This is a genomic window from Planctobacterium sp. R6, assembly GCF_055755215.1.
Genome location: NZ_JBVTQY010000006.1, coordinates 144979 through 165965, shown reverse-complemented (window position 1 = coordinate 165965; position 20987 = coordinate 144979). Strand labels below are relative to the sequence as shown.

At 46.7% G+C, this 20987-nt stretch carries 19 protein-coding genes; 11 read left to right on the top strand and 8 right to left on the bottom strand.

Translation table 11 applies throughout. From position 1 onward, the window contains the following. Positions 1–3: 3 nt before the first annotated feature. The 6 genes from AC0J20_RS06450 to AC0J20_RS06425 form a co-directional block, all read right to left on the bottom strand. Positions 4–720 (bottom strand): substrate-binding periplasmic protein, encoded by a 717-nt coding sequence (locus tag AC0J20_RS06450; protein WP_473021061.1) that lies wholly within the window; start codon positions 718–720, stop codon positions 4–6. A 318-nt stretch (positions 721–1038) separates the two neighbouring features. Beyond that, positions 1039–1455: a group I truncated hemoglobin gene (locus AC0J20_RS06445; RefSeq protein ID WP_229530782.1), complete on the bottom strand. Its 417-nt coding sequence runs from the start codon at positions 1453–1455 to the stop codon at positions 1039–1041. 5 nt (positions 1456–1460) lie between these two features. Continuing rightward, positions 1461–2279 carry a DUF3034 family protein gene (locus AC0J20_RS06440; protein WP_473021066.1) on the bottom strand — a complete coding sequence of 273 codons (819 nt, stop codon included), beginning with the start codon at positions 2277–2279 and terminating at the stop codon, positions 1461–1463. Positions 2280–2313: 34 nt separating this feature from the next. Next, entirely contained in the window at positions 2314–4605 is a 2292-nt protein-coding gene (locus tag AC0J20_RS06435) for a putative bifunctional diguanylate cyclase/phosphodiesterase (protein WP_473021060.1), read from the bottom strand. A 22-nt stretch (positions 4606–4627) separates the two neighbouring features. Then, positions 4628–5254, bottom strand: a complete 627-nt coding sequence (locus AC0J20_RS06430; protein ID WP_473021059.1) for a methylamine utilization protein — start codon at positions 5252–5254, stop codon at positions 4628–4630. A 165-nt stretch (positions 5255–5419) separates the two neighbouring features. Further along, positions 5420–6610, bottom strand: coding sequence for an MFS transporter (locus AC0J20_RS06425; RefSeq protein ID WP_473021058.1), 1191 nt, complete (start codon positions 6608–6610; stop codon positions 5420–5422). A gap of 218 nt (positions 6611–6828) precedes the next feature. On the opposite strand from AC0J20_RS06425, the gene AC0J20_RS06420 reads away from it, so the two are divergent. From AC0J20_RS06420 to gdhA, 5 genes are read left to right on the top strand one after another with little or no spacing between them, the layout of a single operon-like run. Then, the gene (locus AC0J20_RS06420) at positions 6829–7014 is read left to right on the top strand and encodes a hypothetical protein (RefSeq protein WP_229530778.1); all 186 of its coding nucleotides are present in this window, start codon (positions 6829–6831) and stop codon (positions 7012–7014) included. After that, a complete protein-coding gene (locus AC0J20_RS06415; RefSeq protein ID WP_473021057.1) occupies positions 7015–8652 on the top strand; it encodes a diacylglycerol kinase family protein in 1638 nt (545 codons plus the stop codon). Between the two features lie 34 nt (positions 8653–8686). Further along, a complete protein-coding gene (locus AC0J20_RS06410; RefSeq protein WP_473021056.1) occupies positions 8687–8893 on the top strand; it encodes a hypothetical protein in 207 nt (68 codons plus the stop codon). Between the two features lie 22 nt (positions 8894–8915). Next, a complete protein-coding gene (locus tag AC0J20_RS06405; protein WP_473021055.1) occupies positions 8916–9770 on the top strand; it encodes a hypothetical protein in 855 nt (284 codons plus the stop codon). A gap of 57 nt (positions 9771–9827) precedes the next feature. Beyond that, entirely contained in the window at positions 9828–11162 is a 1335-nt protein-coding gene (gene gdhA, locus AC0J20_RS06400; RefSeq protein ID WP_473021054.1) for an NADP-specific glutamate dehydrogenase, read from the top strand. Between the two features lie 62 nt (positions 11163–11224). Here gdhA and AC0J20_RS06395 read toward each other — a convergent pair whose 3' ends face one another. Continuing rightward, complete coding sequence (locus AC0J20_RS06395) at positions 11225–12418, bottom strand: alpha/beta hydrolase (RefSeq protein ID WP_473021053.1); 1194 nt, start codon at positions 12416–12418, stop codon at positions 11225–11227. A 96-nt stretch (positions 12419–12514) separates the two neighbouring features. Beyond that, a complete protein-coding gene (locus AC0J20_RS06390) occupies positions 12515–13882 on the bottom strand; it encodes a sigma-54 interaction domain-containing protein (RefSeq protein WP_473021052.1) in 1368 nt (455 codons plus the stop codon). A 334-nt stretch (positions 13883–14216) separates the two neighbouring features. On the opposite strand from AC0J20_RS06390, the gene AC0J20_RS06385 reads away from it, so the two are divergent. From AC0J20_RS06385 to rpoH, 6 genes are all read left to right on the top strand, one after another. Beyond that, positions 14217–14693, top strand: coding sequence for a hypothetical protein (locus tag AC0J20_RS06385; protein ID WP_473021051.1), 477 nt, complete (start codon positions 14217–14219; stop codon positions 14691–14693). 245 nt (positions 14694–14938) lie between these two features. Continuing rightward, a complete protein-coding gene (gene putP / locus AC0J20_RS06380) occupies positions 14939–16438 on the top strand; it encodes a sodium/proline symporter PutP (RefSeq protein ID WP_473021050.1) in 1500 nt (499 codons plus the stop codon). A 9-nt stretch (positions 16439–16447) separates the two neighbouring features. Beyond that, positions 16448–17560 carry a glutamate 5-kinase gene (gene proB, locus AC0J20_RS06375; protein WP_229530769.1) on the top strand — a complete coding sequence of 371 codons (1113 nt, stop codon included), beginning with the start codon at positions 16448–16450 and terminating at the stop codon, positions 17558–17560. A gap of 1 nt (position 17561) precedes the next feature. Continuing rightward, positions 17562–18815, top strand: a complete 1254-nt coding sequence (locus tag AC0J20_RS06370; protein ID WP_473021049.1) for a glutamate-5-semialdehyde dehydrogenase — start codon at positions 17562–17564, stop codon at positions 18813–18815. A gap of 116 nt (positions 18816–18931) precedes the next feature. After that, positions 18932–19822, top strand: coding sequence for a mechanosensitive ion channel family protein (locus AC0J20_RS06365; protein WP_229530767.1), 891 nt, complete (start codon positions 18932–18934; stop codon positions 19820–19822). 116 nt (positions 19823–19938) lie between these two features. After that, positions 19939–20829, top strand: coding sequence for an RNA polymerase sigma factor RpoH (gene rpoH / locus AC0J20_RS06360; RefSeq protein ID WP_229530766.1), 891 nt, complete (start codon positions 19939–19941; stop codon positions 20827–20829). Positions 20830–20987 lie beyond the last annotated feature (158 nt).

Below are 20987 nucleotides of genomic sequence, written 5' to 3'. Positions count from 1 at the left end.
GTTTCACTCAAACCTGTCATCCACCCCCTGTCTAACAATACGAAAAACTGAGGCGACAACTATCCTGACACAGGGGGATAACTCACTGTCCAGTTCGCGCGCCCGATGCACCCGAACTAAATAAGTCGCTGGCAGACGCAATTGTTTCAACGCTGGTAACATCGCCGTTTCCGCGGCAATAATGATATCCGCACGGTTTTTGATAAGCATGTTAATCCGGTTGGCTTCACTGACATTACTCTCACTGCCGCCCATGATATACAGTTTTTCGAAACCACTGGCGCGCAATAGCTGGTGAGTTGTGGCTTCCTTAACGACGGCGATACGATATTGACGAAAATCACTGAGACTGTCGGACTCAATGACTCCAGACTGAGAAAGCGCCCAAAAATGCAAAGACTCAGTAGCAAGGCTACCAACCCAGGCAAACAATGCTTCCCGTTCGGGTGTTCTGCCAATGGAAAAAATCATGGTGTCAGGTGTTTCCAGCGCAACCTGATAAGCGACCGCCCAGGGTAAAATTTGAATATCCAGCGCATCGCCCGTCATTCTGGCTAACTGCTCAACCACTTCAACGCTGTACCCTTTCAGCTGATTATCTTCATCCACTTGCTGGTAAGGATAAAATAACTCTGTGACGACATTTATCTCAGCAGACTGTGCTTTTATATTAAGCATTGTCAGCAAAACTGCCAGCAACGCCAATATTTGTAATTTCACCTTCCTGATACCCACTTAACACCCTGTAATACGAACGACGCTCATTACAATCATAATACTGACATTAAAACTTGCCAGTAAAAAAGCGGAAAAACCGGAAATTGAACAGCATAACGCGAGGAAGAGGTGGAGGGGGAAAGGTGGAGACCCACCTTTCCAGGGAGACGCACTTTGTGCACGCAGGTTCACTACGCCTGCACAATCACTATACGTAATTGCGACAAACCATAAACCCGGTTTGTGACGTATGGCCTGAATCCTGACACCAACGGCGGTCTGGTGATGTAAGTTGCCGTAGCGTTGGACGTTTTACCTGGTTTATTGCAGATACAACATTTCATCTCGGGTTGGCGCCATTACCGCCAGTACCTTATTTTGCAGAGGATGCGGAATATCAGCCCTGGTCATCGCGGCAATAAACAAATCAACGCCGTGGTTAAAGTCACTTTCATTGAGGTTCATGCCTGTGTGCACATCCACCATAGAATCACCAGTGTACTGACATCCGCCACCGGTCAGAAAACACAAGTGCTCATTGAGTTTTTCTCTGAAACGGCCAATGTCTGATCCCTTGAAGTAACTGAGCATAATTTCATCGCCTTCAATTTCTGCGATAAAATTGTCCACGATTTCCGCCACTTTAGGCGCCCCTCCCAGTTGCTGATACAGGCTTGTCGAAGTGCTGGCGCAACCGAAAATAGTCAGCAGTAACAAGGTACATAGTATTTTTTTCATGGCTATCACCAAAGTTGTCCGTTGATAGAGAGATACAGACCATTTTGGTCAGAAATTCCCGCAATACTGCCCAGTTTTGCGTAGGCTAAAGTTACATTCACCTGCTTTGACGGTATCCAGGCAATAAAGATATCTTTCCAGTCGTCCTCCCCTAACCCCAGGTTATCAGGCTTCTGCCGGTATTCCACGCCAATCGCCAGATGGCGGGAAAGCAGCACACCAAAGGAGCCTTCAAACATCAGGTCATAGTCATCGTCGTCTACATGACCAAAACCCAGCAAACCGGTTTGGTTGGCTTTGGTTGCTCGTAGTGTGGTATTCCACACCATGTTGTAGCCCCAGAAAGCCCCCAGATGCACTTTAGTGGCCGCAACATAAAAGTCGGTGCCGCTTTCTGCATCCTCCGCACCCACCGCGGCCGCAATTGCGCCGTCGTCCAGCCTTTTATACTGCACACCCACACTAATCTGCGGCCACTGGCTGTATACCACATCGCCATAAACCCGATATTTGACGCCATATATATCTTGTTTAATCTCAGTTGACAGCGGCTCAACGTCGAACCGGTGTTGAGCAACACTGAATTCAACCCTGTCGTACAGGGAGACACTGGCTCCCAGCACATCAAGGCGAAAATCATCGACATTCACTTGCGTGTAAAAAGCATTGGCTGAGGTCTGATCCTGGCTATCGTAACCTGCCAGTGTGGCCCAGGGAACGATGCCCCCACCACCACTGCCTTCAATCATATTAAGTCCGGCTGTACCAATGAGTTTACCGGTGGCAGCCATGCCAACGGGGCTTAATATCATTGCCGCGGCCATGACCACAGCGTTAACAATGATGGTTTTATTGCGTTTAGTCATCTTGTTGTCGCTCTTTAAACCAGTTTATAAAATCGGCCAAATCGACGGGTTTGCTTATGTAGTAGCCCTGACACCAGCGACAACCCCAATCAGTCAGTAATTTCAGGGACGCCGCGTCTTCAATTCCTTCGGCCACAACATCCAGCCCGAGATTTTTTGCCAACAGCAATGTGGTTTGAACAATGCTTTGATCTTCTTCGTTGTCTGCCAGATGCAGAACAAAACTCTTATCAATTTTCAGAATATTGATCGGCAGATTTTTTAAATAGGACAGCGAAGAATACCCGGTGCCAAAATCATCAATGGCGACAGAAAAACCAGACTCTCTGAGCATTCTCAGGTTGCTGGTGGCCTTTTCCTGATTGCTGACTAAATCACTTTCTGTTACTTCTAAGGAAAAGGCCTCAACCGGCAGGTGTCGCTGAGCTAAAGCCGCTAATATCAGTTGATTAATTTCTTCCCGCATAATGTCACGGGTGGACAAATTGACGGCAACAGTAATAGGAATATCTGCCTGCCAGAGTGTTTTGCAGTCTTTTGCAACGTGCTTTACTACCCAATCAGTAATATCAAATATCAGCCCGGCCTGTTCAGCAATACCAATGAATTCATCCGGCGGCACAAAGCCGAGTTCGGGGTTGATCCAGCGGATCAGTGCCTCTGCGCCTGTCACCGTTTGTGTTGTCGTTTCAAATTTCGGCTGATACACCATTTTGAATTCTTTATCTGGGTCCGCCAGGGCACGTTTTAACTGGGTAACAATTTGCAGTTTACGGCTGTATTGTTGTTCAACGTCTGGATGAAATATCAGGATGGGCACATCCGTTGCTCTTGCTTCATCCAACACCATATTTATGCGCTTGATGAGTGAGTTAAAATTTTGTGAGTCGTCCGGGCATCGCAAATGCGCCATTGAAATCTTGATGGGGACAGTAACATCGTTATACACAGGCGCATCTTCCAGTGTCGACTTTAGTTCATCAAGGGCCGACATTGTTTGCGTATCAGGCGCTAACCACAGAAAGGTTCCACCGTCGAGACGGGCAACCTCGCCCTCCAATGCCATCATGCGTTCTGCCATCGTTTTAATGACATAGTCACCGACGTGGTAGCCAAACACATCGTTAATTGAACGTAAATCGATCAGATTGACGGCGATAACACTAAAAACTTCACCGTTTTGAGCGCGACTTTCGTACAGCTCGGCTATTTTCATACGATTAAATGCATGGGTCAGATTGTCATGCTCAGCCTGATGCCGAATTTGCGCCTCACGTTTTTGTACTGCACTGATCATGTTATTAAATGACTGGTGCAGCTCTTCAACTTCTCTGGAATGTACTTGTTGTAATACCAGCTCGGAGTAATCCCCACCGGATACAATTTGTGCCTTATTTGCCAACACGCTTAGTGGCGCTGTGATTTTTCGGGTTAACCAGGCAGTTAAAAATAAAGACGCACCAATGGCCAATGCAATGGTCACTATAACCGACCATTGCAACTTAAAAAAATCAGCAAAAAGTTTGCTAAGTTGGTCATAAACAGACACCGTTATCTGAGTACCATGACTGTTGCTCAACTCAAAAGAAGTGGAAATGCAGGTAGCTCCGGCTGAATAAAACAAGGTGCTGCTTAGGGTTAGATCTGCCTGCGAAATACAATCCTGCTGGTTCTGATCCGTCTGAAAATACAATTGCTGGTGAGTGTCACTCTGTACCGTCATGGACAACTGCAATTGCGCCAGAGTTTGTAATTCTTTCAGAAAACCCTGTTCCAATTTTACCCCAAACAAGGTGACTGCAACGGGTGTAGGCGCCATCACTGGCATCAAAAACGCCAGGTACAAGTTTTCCTCAAAAACGATATAGGCAGAGGCTCCTCTGTTAGCGATGGCTTCCTGTAATAACGACGGATTATTGAAACTACCGTCGCTCAGATGCTCCGTTTTTGAAGAGGCTAATAAAACACCATCCAGCTGCATCAACAACGCCAAATCAGCATTAACCCGGCTACCGTGGTTTTGCAAAACACTGGCAATCGTCGGGGCATCTTTGGTGGCAACCGCACGTCTGAAGCCAAAATCTTTGGAAAGCACCGATGCTGAGGTAAATAGTGACTTTTGTTCCCGTTGCACAACCTGTTCGATGACAGACTGAACCAATTGTAAATCAGACTGCAATTGCTTTTTGGCGTGAGTACTGAGGGTCGACGCCAACACGTACATAATCGCAATTGCTGTCAACAAGAGTACCGCAGTGATCACTTTCAGCAGGCTAAAGACCATCGGCCTTTGCTGCGATTTGGAATTAATTGCTGCCAAAGGTAGCCGAGCCAAAGGTTGCAGACTTTTCTTCTTCAGGTGCCGGAAGCAAGTCTAATACGATAGTCATCGGATTCTCGTCAGATAGCTGCACGCTGTTCACCTGTGTGCCCGCAAGTGACATGCGCGGGTGCCAATATTGAACAGATTCAATCTCCGGAACAGTCGCGATACCGTTTTCATCAGTCAGTACCGCCGTTTCATTGGGTGCAGCGACATAGATATAACCAATCATTTGGTCGTGGATGTTGCAGCCCAGTGCGACAATCCCGGAATTGGCGAACAAAATCGGCTCCACCGGACGGTTGCGATACAGTTTAATTTCAAAAGGGTTACTTTCGGAGAAGCTATAAACGTGGTGTCGTATGTTATCACTGTTGGGAAAGTCCACACTTTGTCCTGCGGTAATAACACTAATATGGGGGACAAAAGCCCGGTTAACCTGATCCACAATAACCGGCTCAGAGGACGGTGATGTATGGGAGGAGGACGGCCAACTAATCACCACAGACGCCACAGGCTTACCCGCACCATCCATCACTTTGACATCTTTGGCCAGTAACTTGCCCGATAGTATTAAAAAAATCAGTAGTATCAGATTACGTAACTTCATAAACCCCCATGCTATCTGTGTTGTTGTAAAAGGCCCTGTTATAACCCTTGTTCATTTAAGAAGCCGTAAGCCAAAACATCAGGCTCCGCCAGACAAACCGATTTGTTACAAATGCTAGGTTATTGTCAGTGCAATTACCAATATTTGTTCGCGATTATCACCGGCTTATGCGCTTACAGCACCTTGTAAGACCTTGTTTAATTTAAATAAATGCACTATCCCAAACATCAAACAAAGCAACATAAACCACATTATTTGCGTCCCCAGATAGGTATAAAGCACGCTCAACACGCCACCGCTCACCAGCAAAAAAACACCAACAAAGGTGTTTCCGACACCGACAAACGCCAGGCGGTTGTCGTCGGTAGTGGCATTGAGCAATAAGGTTTTTCTGCCGATACGAACGCCATCGTAGCCCACTAACAACAAATAAAAGCCCCCCAGTAGCATCGACTGCGACAATGACTGCAAAAACACCGCTAAGATCCACAAAACCACCAGACATAATGAAGCAGACAGTGCCAGCGTTTTGATCACCTCCCGGTCGGAAAAAACACCCCAGATATAAGACGCTGTCAGTGACGCTATGCCTGAAACCAAAATTAACCAGCCAATGTTAATGCCCTGCTCTGCGCCAAGGCTGGAGCCGATAAAGGGAATAGCTAACATGGCGTGAAGCAATAAACAGCGGCTTAGCACCATATGTGTTAACAGTGGGTTTTCCTGAAATTGTGCCAGCAAGGATGTAGGCTGCTGTTGTTCAACTTCTCTTTTGCAGGTAAGCGGAAAACTCAGCAGTAAGGTACAGGCGACAACACCACACAGAAAGACAAAACTCCAGGCCACCATAGAGCGATTTTCCATGAACAGACCAGTGATCAATAACAATGCAAAGCCGATACTCAGTCCACCTGAGACTGTTGATACCAGTCCTGTAAACCGGCCACGAACTCGTTTAGCAACATACTCAGCCTGAATGTCCTTGCTGAACACCGAGGTAAAGGCGCGCCCCACACTTAATACTGCCAGCGACATCAAAAGTCCGGCCGCTACAGAGCTACCAGACGTGAAAAAAACGCTGAAGCAAAAACCAAAAAGACCAAGTAACTGAATGACCATACCCAGTCGCCAGCCATAGTCGCGGCGCTGGTGTGTACCAATCGCTGATCGCTTTATCCACCATTGCGGCAGCATCGAGCCTGACTCCCGTAGCGGTGCTAAAAATGGCAAAACCCAGCCTGCCCCGGGGACCGAATTCAGTAACCAGGGTAACGTCGTTTTCGGCGACACCAATAAATCAATCAATTTATTGTTTAACTGCGCCAAAAACAAAATGAACTGCGATTTTTTTGCCACGCTTATTAACCAAAGCCAGTCATGTGAAAAATTTTCAGTTTAGTGAAGTCTTTACATACGAGACCACAGTATTTTAGTTCATATTAAATATAAACCCATGATTTTTAATTATTTTTACATATGGTCTGAGAATTGCCTAATCTACTTCATCACGGAAAACCAGGATTAAACCCGTTTTATCCAAAGCACCGTATAAGCATATTCACTGAGGAGGTACTGTGACCGAAATTGTCGTCATCATCACCATACTGAGCTTGTGGGCCCTGATTATACAGGGGCCTTCAGAAACCGTTAAAAAGCTGATTTGCTGCTTTTTACTGAGTGTCGTGGCGACCAGGATTGTGACACAGGCCACGACTTCGCTGGTGAACAGAATGCAAGCCAAACGTTATCAGGAGGAATAAGTGAAAACCCCAAAAAGCCGACCTTTTAGCCTTTACTATACCGCTGTCGCGCTGCTGCTGTGGCTATTAACCCTGTTAACAGAGCAGTGGCTGGCGAAAGCTCTGTTGTTGTGGTCAGCGACGTCGGTGTCTCTGGTGGCCAGTGCCTACCTGTTTAAGCAACCTCAGATTTTCAGAAAAAACCACGATGGACGCATTCCTGGTGTTATCGTGTGGCTTTTCTGGCCCTTTTTGACCGCCGCTAATTTGTACAATCGCTTTGTGAGGCTCCGGGATAAAACCCCTGCAGTCCAGGAAATCAAACCGGGCCTGTTTTTAGCACGGCGGCTAACGCCATCGGATCTTGAAACCTTAAAATCCCTGAAAATTAGCGCCATATTAGACGCCACCAGTGAGTTCGATGCCCTGCACTGGTCTGCGGAACAGGCCGATATGGCCTACCTCAATGTCCCGGTTTTGGATCATCAGTCTCCGAAACCAAACGACGTATTACATGCGGTCAACTGGATACACGGGCAACGGGCCAGTAATAAAAATGTGGTGATCCATTGTGCCCTGGGTCGGGGACGCTCAGTATTTCTGCTGGCAGCCTATTTACTGATGTTAGACAAAGACAAAACCGTCAGAGATGTTTTAAACGAGATCAATGCCATTCGCAAAACAGCCGGACTGAATATGGCGCAATTGCGGTCACTGGAAAACATTCATAGCAGCAAAAAAGTCACCCTTTATCCCAATGCATGGATTATCGCCAATCCGGTTTCCGGTGGCGGAAAGTGGCCAGAGCATCGCAAAGAAATTTGCGAAACCCTGGGAAAATACTATGCATTATCCGTGTTAACTACCAGTGAGGAAGTGGATGGTCAACAACTGGCAAAGCACGCGATTGAATCCGGTGCCGATGTCATTATTGCCGCGGGTGGTGACGGTACCGTTAACGAGGTGGCTGCAGCGCTCAGACACACGAAAATCAAAATGGGGATAATCCCCCTGGGTACCACTAATGCTCTGAGTCACGCCCTTTGGGGAATAAAAGCAAAAGCTCTGCCGGTGAAAACCGCATGTGAAACCATTATCCAGGGTCATGCCGAAGCCTTTGATATTGGTTTGTGTAATGAAGAGTTGTTCACCCTGGTACTGGGTATCGGATTCGAGTCCCGAATGATTGAACTGGCAAACCGGGAAACTAAAAACCAATCTGGACAACTGGCTTATCTGAACGGTTTATTCCATGCCGTAAGTGAAAATGAACTACACAAGTTTCAGGCGAACTTTGACGGTCAGGGATGGCAGGAAATGGAAACCAATAGTCTGGTTATCGCCAATTCAGCACCGGTATTTACCCTGTTAGCTCAGGGCGGCGGAGAACCCGATGCCCGGGATGGCAAACTGGATATCACCTGGCTGGACAAGGAAAATAGCGATGACATTGTCACCGGCATGCTGCAGCTTCTGTTGTCTGAGTTTAACCAGCCGGATAACCGGAAATTCCAGCATCAACACGTTAAACGCTTACAAATCAAAAGCGAAAGTCCAATAACTTACAGCATTGACGGCGAGATCAGAAAGGCCGCAGAACTGGACATTTCTGTGCAGGAAAAGCAGTTGAATATTCTGACTAATCCGTCGCCCCGGTAAGCGTGGAATGACGGTTTTTCAACGGGAATGACCGATGGTGCTAGTTGCCGTGAAAATTTTTCAGGGCAGCTATGTAAAATTCCCACAACAAATCAAAAACACCGGCTACCAGGCTGCAAAATTAAATATTAAAACCATTAATATCAATGACTTGGCCTTACATGACGAAATAGCATTGATTTTGCAAGCTATAATACATACAGAAATTTTGCGACTCAAAAAAGCAAGGTTTCAAGGGTAACCGCCTGAGAGGAGAAATGATAATGTGTTTCAGAAGTGTATTAGTGCAACTTAGCAGTGACAACAGTTGCCTGCAACGACTTACATGGGCAGACAGCCTGGCACATCACGATAACAGTCGGGTTCACGGCGTTTATTTCCAGTCAGAACTGGCAACGATGCCCGAAAATACCGCCGACCTGATTCTGGCCCCGGAAGGGGTGGCCTATGTGCCTGACGCCGCCAAAAATAGCAAATCACTGGTGAAAGAAGATTTGCAAAATTTGCGCAGTCTACTGAAAGAAAAAGCCGGTAAAGACGAAGAATTCCACTGGTTTACTGTGCCGGGTAATCTGCAAGAGCAGCTGTCGATTGTGTCCCTTACACACGATCTGGTGATCCTGAGCCGCAGCTGGTTCGATGGGTTTGATCAGGTGAAACTCAAATCCTTGTTGCCCGACTTCAAACAACCGCTTAGCGCCCCCGTTATGGTGATGCCTGAACACGTTCCTGAAAACGCATTTTTCAATGCACCAATTTTGGTGTGGGACAACAGTGTAGAAGCATCAAGAACCCTTAAGAGCGCGCTGCCACTGCTTAAACGTTCAGGCCAGGCTGGCATTCTTTGTGATTTTCAGGGCAGCGAAGAGTACGATATCGTTGCGTTGGAAGAAGTGGCCTCTTACCTGGAGTCTCATGACGTGAGAATCACTTCTGTGCACAGTGCTCCCGATGATAAATCTCTGCCAGCTGCTATCGAAAGCGTTGTACAGCAGGATAATTATGATCTTGTTATCTCCGGCGTAAAACAAGGGTCGGTGCTGCACAATATGGTGTATGGCAAACAACTGGAGCAATTGCTCAACAACCTCACGGTGCCGCTATTTGCCTGCAACTGATTGATCCTATTCTGCGATTCTACATAGAAGTGAAGGAACAGCAGCGAAGAGGTCAAAGTGAATAGTATCGACACCTTTATTGAACAACGTACCGGAAGCAGTAATCCGCAAACATCTTATGGGGCAGTGTTAAAACAAGAAGCCTCTGCGCTACGAGGTTTTCTTGGGCAAAACGATAGTTTTACACGACACAAGGTGTTTGAGCGGCTGGCCTTACCGGAACGCATTATTGAATTCAACGTCAGCTGGCTGGATGATCAAGGCGTAGTCCAGATAAACACCGGCTGGCGGGTTCAGCACAGCAGTTTGATTGGTCCCTACAAAGGGGGCTTGCGGTTTCACCCGGATGTTAATCTTGATACTTTAAAAGCACTGGCTTTTGAGCAAAGTTTCAAAAATGCCCTTACCGGACTGCCGATTGGCGGTGCCAAAGGTGGCGCGGACTTTTCCCCAAAAGGCAAGAGCGATACTGAAATCCTGCGCTTCTGTCAGGCATTTATGACGGAGTTGTACCGACACATTGGCCCAGCCCGGGACATACCGGCGGGCGACATTAATGTCGGTCTCAGAGAGATAGGCTATCTGTTTGGGCAATACAAACGCATCGTTAACCAGTTTGAAGGCGCGGTTACAGGTAAATCCCGTCACTTTGGCGGCAGTCATGTGCGTACCGAAGCCACAGGTTTTGGCGTTGTTTACTTTTTACAGAGTTTACTTAAAGAGCAAGAGCTGACACTGGAAGGCAAAACCGTCTGTATTTCGGGTGCGGGTAATGTGGCGCTGCATGCAGCACTTAAAGCAATTCAAGCGCAGGCCAAAGTCATCACCTTGTCTAACAGCCGAGGTTTACTCACCAATGAATCAGGCTTCACGGAAGAGCAAATCAATTGGTTACTGAACAACCAATATAAACACGACAATCTGCTTGAAAGTGCGGAGCAAGAGTTTGATGTAAATTACCGCTCTGATTCCCCTGCCTGGCAAATGGCTTGCGATATCGCAATCCCATGTGCTACTCAAAATGAATTAACCCTCGAGCATTTGGAGAAACTGGATGAATCTGGCTGTCAGGTTATCGTAGAGGGCAGTAATATGGCCCTGACTGACGAAGCACTGCAAGCGATAAAAGACAAAGACATCTATTTTGCTCCAGGCAAAGCAGCTAACGCCGGGGGCGTTGCCATATCCACACTTGAGATGTCGCAGAATGCCACGTTTTCACCACTAGATTACGATGCAATAGATGAACAACTGCAAGACATCATGCAAAACATCTATCGGCAGTGCGCCGACAACGCTATTGAGAGAAACGGAAAACCAGATCTGCACAGCGGAGCCAGTATCGCGGCATTCAAAATCCTGGGTGAAGCCATGATAGCGCAGGGTGTTTAACCAGAGCCTGTTGATCTTTGCTGTACAATTTTATTGCAGTTCAACACGCTCTAAACAAACTGTCACTCGCGAAACAACCACTGTAGTGCTCCGGGCAAACGCTTTGACCAATCCAATTCACAATGTCTGCCCAGTTTATCTTGCACCATATGCAACTGGGACGAATCAAACCCCGCAGATAACAAGGCGTTGTGCAAAGAATCCAGTAACATAAAAGAACCGTACTCCACTTCGCCCACATCGAAATAAAGCTTTAAACCCGGTGTTGGGGAAGCCTTTTTAGCGGCATTAATTAAGTTACTTTGTACCGGCATCAAAAACAATTGCCCTTCAGTGGTGGCAAAGGAAAAGGACGGTGAAAATGCGGCAACTTTGCCAAAGGTCTGACTGTGTTCTATGGCCGCATATAATGCCATTAATCCCCCCAACGAACTCCCCATCAGCGCAGTATGATCTACAGACGTTAACGTTCTGTATGTGCTGTCAATGTAGGGCTTCAATGACTTTTCAATAAAGCCAATGGTATTTTCACCCTTCCCTTTTATCTTCTCTCCCCTGTAGTTAACAGCATCCCAGGGGTTGTACTCCTGCCATCGCTCAGGACCATTAGCAATCCCCACCACTATGATGCCCATTTGAGCAGCACTGACGGTTTCATCCACCTGCCATTCATCACTGTAAGCTGTGGATTCCGAAAACAAGTTTTGTCCGTCCAGCATGTAAACCACTGGATAGCGCTTGTTGGAAGATTCCTGGTAAGATTTCGGTAAATGTATGTAGATATCACCACTGCGATTCAGTTCAGGCATGGGAAAATCCGTCAAGGTGATCAGTTTGCCTACGATGGTTTCTGGCGGCGTCTTCGATGGGTCTTTCGCCCAACCATAAAAATCAGGTTTGAATGAGGATTGAGTATCTGGTGGCAGAATAAACCCGCAGGTATTGGGTTTACCAAACCTGGTGGCCAATGGATTCTGAAAATCACCATTTTTATAGTAGTTGAAACTGATGTAACTTTGACCTTTTGGCACTGAGTACTGATAGCGCTTTTCTGAATCATCCCAGATCATTTGAGAGGCAGTATTCATTTGCCACTCATTAAAACTACCCGCTACATTGATACGATAGTCTGCCGGTTGCTTATCAGGCGTATCAAAGATCAATTTAAGTCGTTCGCTATGCGCTTCGGCATCTGCCTGCAACGCCACCGCGCAAATTATCAGCGTCAGAAGCCTTGTTCCCCAGTGTGAATTCACTACTATTTTTTCTCAGTGTCAAAGGTAATGAACCCGAGTCTAGCCAGGGGAATAGATAAAATCAGATGAATTCGTATGCAGCTTTATCAGGGATACCTACTCCGCGTCACCCTGATATTTTTCGAGTTTGTTATACAGGGTTTTGACACTCACCCCCAACTGTTCGGCGGTTTCCGTTTTATTGCCATCATTTTCCTTCAGGGTATTGAGAATTGCCTGCTTCTCCAGTTCTTCCAGTGGCACGCCGGTGGGTACGGTGTCGGTTTCTACAGGCTCAGGAGATTGCATTTGCTGTAACACAATATGCTCGGGCTCAATTGTATCGTTCGCCAGAATAAATGCCCGTTCAATAGTATGTTTTAATTCCCGCACATTCCCGGGCCACTGGTGCTGCGTAATCTTTTGTAGGGCATCCACTGAAATTTGTTTATCCGCGCCCTCGTGGCTGTTTCGATAGGCCAGAAAGTGCCTCGCCAATCCCACAAGATCAGAGTCCCTGTTGCGCAATGGCGGCACCTGCACAGGAAACTGAGCCAGCCGGTAATACAAATCCTCACGGAAAATTTCTTCTTCAACCGCTCTGGCAGGATCGCGGTTTGTCGCGGCAATAACTCTGACCCTGGCATGTTTCAGTGTTGTTGATCCAACCGGGCGATACTCACCGGATTCCAATACCCTCAGCAGCTTAACCTGATGCTCCAACGGCATTTCAGTAACTTCATCCAAAAATAAAGTACCGTTTTCTGCCTGTTCAAAAACCCCTTTGTGGTCCTTAACTGCGCCGGTAAACGCACCTTTAACGTGGCCAAATAATTCACTGTCCACTAATTCAGGGCTAATCGCTCCGCAATTCACGGCCACAAAAGGTCCGTCACTTCGCTCACTAAATAAATGCACAGTATTAGCCACTAACTCTTTGCCTGAACCACTTTCGCCCATAACAAATACATTAATGTCAGTTTTGGCCACCTTGCGCAGCGTGCGATACAGCTTGCGCATAACTTTTGAGGAGCCGGCCAGCAGGCCAAATTGATCGATGTCACTGGTGCGGGTTTGTGAAATATTACTGGCCTGCTCTTCGAAATCTTCAGCGATATCAGCCAGACATTCGGTCACAGCGTCTAATTCGATAGGCTCACGGAAGTGATAACCAGCACCAAGGGCCATAAGTTCATCTATCACCGGATTGGGCAAACCATGACTCAGGAAGATAAATTCAGTATTTTCAAATAGTCTTTCCTGCAAACAGATTTTCAGTTCACGTTCCTGAACGTGCTGTGATTCAATATCCAAGATAACCAGCTGATATTCATCCAGCTTTAATTGCTCGATCCAATCCGAGCGAGACTCCACTTTAACCTGAATAAAGGATTTAAACTCTGATGACTGAACTAATTGTTCAGCGAACGCAGACTCGCCCACGTTATACATCAATTTGGGTCTTACAAACGCGTCTGAATTCATCTTTTCACCGATACCTGTCCGAGTTAGCTGCCCAGGCAAACTTTATTTCACTTTGGGCATAAGCTTTGCTTTATTTTCCTGAAAATTTAGCCGTCGTACTAAATTTTGTCCCCTTTGGCACATAGTACGTTGTTTTTAACAAAAAAGCTGATTGCAAAACGGTTTAATGGTGCCTGAAATGTAAAATTTACACAGTAATCAGTAAATATTTCCTGTGAACCAGTTCAAATTTTACAAAACCCGATAAAAATCGGGCAAATATTGAACATAAAAACTGGCGCGAAGTTTGAAAGCCTTCAGGTTAAGTTCAGAAAATACAAGAGGAAGAGTGTGGATGACTGAAAATATAAAGAACAATACTGAATTTATATTCGTTAAACAGTTGCAAGATTCCTGCACGCTGATCAGAAACTTCTATCTCAAGGCGGCAAGCCGGGCTTCAGCACATGCGTTGAAGCATCAAATGCAGGCACTGGCAAAAGTGCTGTACCGCGCTTGCGAATCTATCACGCCCTTTGAAAAAAATCGCATCGCCACTAACAAACAACAAAACCAGCAGTTGCTAAAAATAGAGCACTGGTACCAAAGCAGCGCGAGCCGGCTGCCCACTCTCCCCACCACACAGTGGGTGATGGAGTCTAATAAATATCACCGACAATTCATCGCCTTGCTGCGCGCTCTCATCGCGCCGCAACAGGACAAACTTCTGCGTTACGTTTTATCTGACATGACCGCGCAACTGCAATTGGGTCACGATCAGTTAATAGACAGGTTAAATCGGCAGGAACATCTGATGTTGGATGAATCCTGAGCCCGGAAGACAGTCATTGAGATTTAAAAAATCGTTTCATTACTTTGCGATTTAACAAATCTGACACATTAAATAGTGTTATAGCATTTTTATGCACCTGTCAGGTAAATAAAACCCCGTTAAAAATCAGTAATAACTTATGTAAAACGCACTAATAAGCCTCAATAGCACTTTAGGCATATATTTTGTATACTAACTATTAGAATTATACCTTTTAAATTTTCAGATAACCGGAGAGAAAGGTCATGGACCCCTATCTTTTATTCGCGCTGGCATGTTATGCCGCTGTCATGTTGGGCATCGGCATATATGGCTTCAAAAATTCAACTGATGACGTTAAAGGCTATATCCTGGGTGGACGAAATGTCGGTCCCAAGGTAACGGCGTTGTCCGCCGGGGCGTCAGATATGAGTGGTTGGATGCTGATGGGGCTGCCAGGTGCGATGTTTCTGTTGGGCTTCGAAACCATCTGGATAGCTATTGGTTTGTTGTCCGGCGCGTTATTAAACTACATGTTAGTCGCACCGAGATTGCGGGTTTATACCGAAGTCGCTGATGACGCCGTTACGCTACCTGACTTTTTTGCCAAACGCTTTGGTGAGAAGAAGGGCGCACTGCGTCTGACAACCGCCCTGATAGCGATTATCTTCTTTACCTTGTACACCTCTGCTGGCCTGGTGGCGGGCGGTAAGTTATTCGAAAGTGTATTTGGTCTGCCGCATTATGCCGGTGTTATTACAACCATCAGCATTGTGGTGCTTTATACCTTATTAGGCGGCTTTCTGGCAGTCAGCATGACTGACTTTGTACAGGGCAGCATCATGTTTGTGGCACTGATTGCCGTGCCAATCGTAGCGGCCATGCAGTTTAGCGACTGGGGTACGATGGCGGACACCACAACCCAGTGGATTGCGGCTGAAAACGGACTGATAGAGGACGTGGGTAAACTTGCGCTGTTATCAAGCCTTGCCTGGGGTCTGGGTTATTTTGGTCAACCTCATATTCTTGTGCGGTTTATGGCGATCCGCAATGTTGTGGATTTAGGCCAGGCAACACGCTTTGGTATCAGTTGGATGTTTGTATCACTGGTGGGTGCTGTTGCTACAGGGTTTGTCGGCATCGCCTACGTGCAAAAATTTGGACTGCAACTCGCGGACCCGGAAACCATTTTTATCCGGTTTTCGGAAGTGCTGTTCCACCCTTTAATTAGTGGCTTTTTATTATCCGCCATTTTGGCGGCCATTATGAGTACGATTTCTTCTCAGTTGCTGGTGTCGTCCAGCTCAGTAACAGAGGATGTGTACAAAATATTCCTGAACCAGTCACCCGATGAAAAGCAAGGTGTACTGTTCAGCCGTATTGCAGTATTTGCTGTTGCTGTCGTGGCAACGCTGCTGGCCCTTAATCCCGATAACAGTGTTTTAGGCCTGGTCGGGAACGCCTGGGCAGGCTTTGGGGCTGCATTTGGTCCATTAGTCATACTGTCACTTTACTGGCCCAAAATGACAAAAGCAGGTGCGTTAGCCGGCATAATCACCGGTGCGACTACGGTATTGCTGTGGATTTCCATTCCCGAGAGTTGGATTGGTATCAATCTGTCAGGCTGGCTATATGAAATAGTCCCGGGATTCATTGCATCCACCATTGCCATTATTACAGTTAGTAAAATGACGTCAGCACCCAGAGCAGAACTAATCAACGATTTTCACACAACGGTTTCGTTGCTGGAAGCGCGAAATCACTAAGGAGTAAAAATGAGAATTTCCAACAAAAACAGAATTGTAATTAAAGTCGGTAGCTCCCTCATTGCTCCTGAAGGCAATGGCTGTAGTTCACGCTATTTACTATCTATAGCCAACTTCATTGTACGCTGTCACTTAATGGATACAAAAGTTGTACTGGTGTCTTCAGGCTCTGTTGCGGCAGGCCGTTCCTTATTTTCCGACACGCCAGACAAGTGCGGTAGCGTCACTCTGAAAAAGGCCATGGCGGCAGCCGGCCAAACTGAGATGATGGACGCCTGGAACAAGCTATTTGATTTTCCAACTGCTCAGTTGCTGCTGACGCAATACGACTTTCAGCAGCACGAACGGTTCCTGAGTATTCGGGAAACCATCGAAAACCTGCTGAACAACGATATTTTACCTATCGTTAACGAAAATGACGCGGTAACAACGGATGTTTCCAAGGTCGGTGACAACGACAACTTATCAGCCATGGTGGCTTCTGCTGTCGCGGCCGATGCGTTGATCATCTGTTCAGACGTCACGGGTTTATATGATGCCGACCCGCGCAATAACCCGGATGCCACGTTGATCAAAGATGTGAACAGCATCAGCCCTGAGCTTATGGCAATGGCCGGTGGCGCAGGTTCGGGGGTGGGAACCGGCGGCATGCGCACTAAACTGGAAGCGGCGCGCAAAGCCACGCAACGTGGTATCCCAACCGTCATCATGAATGGCTACGACGAGAATGGCTTTAACGAGCTATTGCAGGGGAATAACCCTGGCACCTTGTTCCACCCTGCCACGTCACCGCTGGATAAAAAACAGCATTGGTTAACCTATGGTGCCAAGGCGCGCGGCGAGCTGGTGATATCGGAGCATGCCGCTGCTGAGGCTGAAGGTGGCAAGTTCCATCTGGACTACAAAGACATCGTGGATGTCAATGGTGAGTTCACAGCCGGTGACACCATCATTGTGAAAAATGAACAAGGTGAGCACATTGCCAAAGCCAAAGCCGAGCGAGGCAGTTGTTTGCTGCAGTTTCTGGTGAATAACGAAAACAACCAGGAATTGAAAGGCGCCAAATATAACGAGTTCAGACAGGTTCTGAACAAAAAGGAAATGACCTTACTGGAGGAGTAATATGAATATCAGAAAAGAATTGCAAGAAACCGCCAAAGCGGCAAAACATCTGGTGGTGCTGACCACCGAAGAAAAAAATAAAGTTCTGTTAATGATGGCATTTGCCGTTGAGCAAAACGAAGAAAAAATTCTGGAAGAAAACAAAAGAGATCTGGCTTTAGCCAAAGAGCAAGGCCTGTCAGATGCGATGATGGACCGTCTGGCCTTAGACAAAGAGCGCCTGAGTGCCATTGTTAAAAGTATTGAAGATGTGGCCAAACTGGATGATCCGGTAGGCAAAATGCGACCTTTGAACAAGCACGAAAATGGCCTTGAAATTAATAAAGTGCGGGTTCCGCTGGGTGTCATCGGGATGATTTACGAAGCACGTCCCAATGTCGCGGCCGAAGCATCGGCACTGTGCTTTAAATCGGGTAACGCCATCGTATTGCGCTGCGGTAAGGAAGCGATTAAAACCAGTTTTGCGATTGTTTCTGCCATGCAAAGTATGTTGATTTCCAACGGTTTACCCGCTGATGCCATTAAGCTGATCACCGATCCGGATCGCAAGTTAATGCTGGATTTGATTCAGCAAGACGATTTGTTAGATGTCATCATCCCTCGCGGTGGTGAGGGGCTGATCCGTTTTGTCACTGAAAACAGCAGAGTGCCGGTTATTCAGCACTACAAAGGGGTATGCCATCTGTTTGTCGATGAGTCCGCAGAAATCGAAAAGGCGGTGTCGCTGTTTTTGAATGGTAAAACCCAGCGACCCGGCGTGTGTAACGCATTAGAAGGGTTGCTTATCCACAAAGATATTGCTCAGGATATTCTGCCGCAAATACAACTTCATTGTGGGGTTAACGACATCAGGGTCCATGCCTGCGAGCGCAGTTATCCGTATTTCGAACATATGGAAGGCGTTGAAAAAATCGCGAATGATGAATTCGGCGAAGAATACCTGGCCAAAGAAATTGCGATTCGAATTGTTGATGATATTCATGATGCCATTGATCACATCGACCAATTCGGCAGTAAACACACTGAAGTAATTTGCACTGAAAACCCAAAAAACGCAGAACTTTTCCAGAAGATCGTCGATGCGTCGGTTGTGATGGTTAATGCCAGTTCGCGCTTTTCTGATGGTGGTCAGTTAGGCCTGGGGGCTGAAATTGGTATCGCCACCACCAAGTTACATGCCTACGGTCCAATGGGACTGGAAGCACTGACAACCGAAAAATATCTGGTTAACGGCAACGGCCAAATCAGAGCCTAGGCAAAAAACCCCGTTTTTGCGCAAGGCAATTTCCCGAAGCCGGGGCTGCGGTTATACAACCGCAGCCCCCAATTCCGTTTCCGTCCCCTGTCATCACTTGTTAATCACGGACCACCATGACCATTGATGAACTTCAGCAGCTCATAAGTTCTGATATCCTTTTTAAAAGTATTACTTCCCTGATACTCATCACCTTAATGGTGATTGTTCGAAAATTGGCCCTGAATAAATTACACAAAAAAGGGCAGAAAAAGGGCAAAGATTACCGTCACTCCATCAATATCGTAAAGCAGCTTAGCCATGGTGTGATGTTCGCATCATTGGTATTAGTTTGGTCCAGTGAAGTACAAAACCTGGCAATTTCGGTAGCGGCATTTATGGTTGCCATCGTGCTGGCCATCAGGGAGTTTTTACAATGCCTGTTAGGTTTTTTGTACTATATTTTCACCCGCCCCTTTCGAATTGGTGACTGGATAGAAATTCAGGGAGCGACCACGGGTGAGGTATATTCCATCGACTGGATCAAAGTCACCTTGCTGGAAGTGGATCCGGATGCCTTGGTTTATACCGGGAAAACCGTCTATGTGCCCAATAATCAGCTGATTTCCAAAACGCTTCGCAACCTGAACTTTATGCGTCGCTACAATATGCATAGCTTTACGCTCACCTTTGAGCCCCGGCAGCATGTACTGAGACAATTAGCTGAAATCAAACGCTTCGCCAGAGAGCTTTGTATCCCGTTTCGCGATGTAGCCTTGCGTTACAAGGACCTCATCGAAAGGCACCTGGAAAACGAATTTATCGAAATAGACCCCACGGTAAGCATAGAAACCGGCGAATTTGGCTATTTAGCACTGACAATCTCGTTGTTTTGCCCCACCGACAGAGCCCAGGGGTTACAGCAACAGATAACCGAGCACGTGCTCTACTACACCCTGCCATCGGACAATGAATCCCATCAGTGGGATACAAACCGACGAGAAATACGACCTGAAATGATGCGCTAAAAAAAATTAAAAAAAGCTATTGAATTAGTTGCGCGCAACACTATCTAAGTAGGAAGACAGGCATTTTGGCGCGACAAGTCGCCACAATCAGACGCTGAGAATAACGAGGAAATTCAATGGATATTATGGCATTAACGAATGATTCCAAGCAACTAAGTCAGGTTAGTAGTTACCAGACATTTGTTAATTATGCTCGCTCTATTCCTATGTTAAACGAAGAGCAAGAAACCGAGTTGTTAAAACGTTTTAAACTGGAAGATGATTTAGATGCAGCAAAACAGTTAATTCTGTCGCATCTGCGATTCGTGGTGCACATCGCCAACAGTTATCGTGGCTACGGTTTGCCTATGGAAGACATTGTCCAGGAAGGTAACGTTGGCCTGATGAAGTCAGTGAAACGCTTTGATATGTCTTATGGTGTACGTCTGGCTTCGTTTGCGGTGTACTGGATCAAATCCGAAATTCATGATTACGTGCTGAAAAACTGGCGCATGGTTAAGGTTGCTACCACCAAGGCGACCAAAAAATTATTTTTCGGCTTGCGCAAGTTCAAATCGAAACTGGCGTGGCTGACGGAAGATGAAGTGGCCAATGTTGCAAAGGAACTGGGTGTCAACGAAGCTGAAGTGCGTATGGTGGAAACCAACCTGCAACACAGTGACGTGTATTTTGAAAACACCACAGGTGAACAAAATCATGATGACTACGACCCATCAACCGTCACCAGTGCCCTGTTAGCGGATACGAGTCAGGCACCGGAAAAAGTGCATGTGGATAATGTGCAACAAAAACAACAGACTACGCAGTTGTCACTGGCATTAAAGCAACTGGACGAACGCAGTCGGGACATTATTGAGTCACGCTGGCTGCATCACGAAGATGCACAGTTAAAACTGGAAGACCTGGCGCAACGATACAACATCAGCGCTGAGCGAGTTCGTCAGATTGAATCTACCGCGATGGCCAAAATCAAACGCTTTATGGCATCCTCCAGTCTGGCCGCTTAAACGGCATCAAGATTTCACAAAAGCCGCCACCTCTTGCATGGCGGCTTTTTTGTTTCAGGCTTTTTGCAACAAAAGCTCCCCTCGCCTTAATTTTCATTTAAGATTAATGTCACAAAATAGCTTTTGATTAACAGGCTCCCGGCTGCAGACAGGCACAA

Coding starts and splice junctions, on each gene's coding strand:
- AC0J20_RS06410 (WP_473021056.1), top strand. CDS start 8,687: ATGGTGCTAGTTGCCGTGAAAATTTTTCAGGGCAGCTATGTAAAATTC.
- AC0J20_RS06385 (WP_473021051.1), top strand. CDS start 14,217: ATGACTGAAAATATAAAGAACAATACTGAATTTATATTCGTTAAACAG.
- AC0J20_RS06405 (WP_473021055.1), top strand. CDS start 8,916: ATGTGTTTCAGAAGTGTATTAGTGCAACTTAGCAGTGACAACAGTTGC.
- AC0J20_RS06430 (WP_473021059.1), bottom strand. CDS start 5,254: ATGAAGTTACGTAATCTGATACTACTGATTTTTTTAATACTATCGGGC.
- putP (WP_473021050.1), top strand. CDS start 14,939: ATGGACCCCTATCTTTTATTCGCGCTGGCATGTTATGCCGCTGTCATG.
- AC0J20_RS06370 (WP_473021049.1), top strand. CDS start 17,562: ATGAATATCAGAAAAGAATTGCAAGAAACCGCCAAAGCGGCAAAACAT.
- AC0J20_RS06435 (WP_473021060.1), bottom strand. CDS start 4,605: ATGGTCTTTAGCCTGCTGAAAGTGATCACTGCGGTACTCTTGTTGACA.
- AC0J20_RS06390 (WP_473021052.1), bottom strand. CDS start 13,882: ATGAATTCAGACGCGTTTGTAAGACCCAAATTGATGTATAACGTGGGC.
- AC0J20_RS06440 (WP_473021066.1), bottom strand. CDS start 2,279: ATGGCCGCGGCAATGATATTAAGCCCCGTTGGCATGGCTGCCACCGGT.
- rpoH (WP_229530766.1), top strand. CDS start 19,939: ATGGATATTATGGCATTAACGAATGATTCCAAGCAACTAAGTCAGGTT.
- proB (WP_229530769.1), top strand. CDS start 16,448: ATGAGAATTTCCAACAAAAACAGAATTGTAATTAAAGTCGGTAGCTCC.
- AC0J20_RS06445 (WP_229530782.1), bottom strand. CDS start 1,455: ATGAAAAAAATACTATGTACCTTGTTACTGCTGACTATTTTCGGTTGC.
- AC0J20_RS06365 (WP_229530767.1), top strand. CDS start 18,932: ATGACCATTGATGAACTTCAGCAGCTCATAAGTTCTGATATCCTTTTT.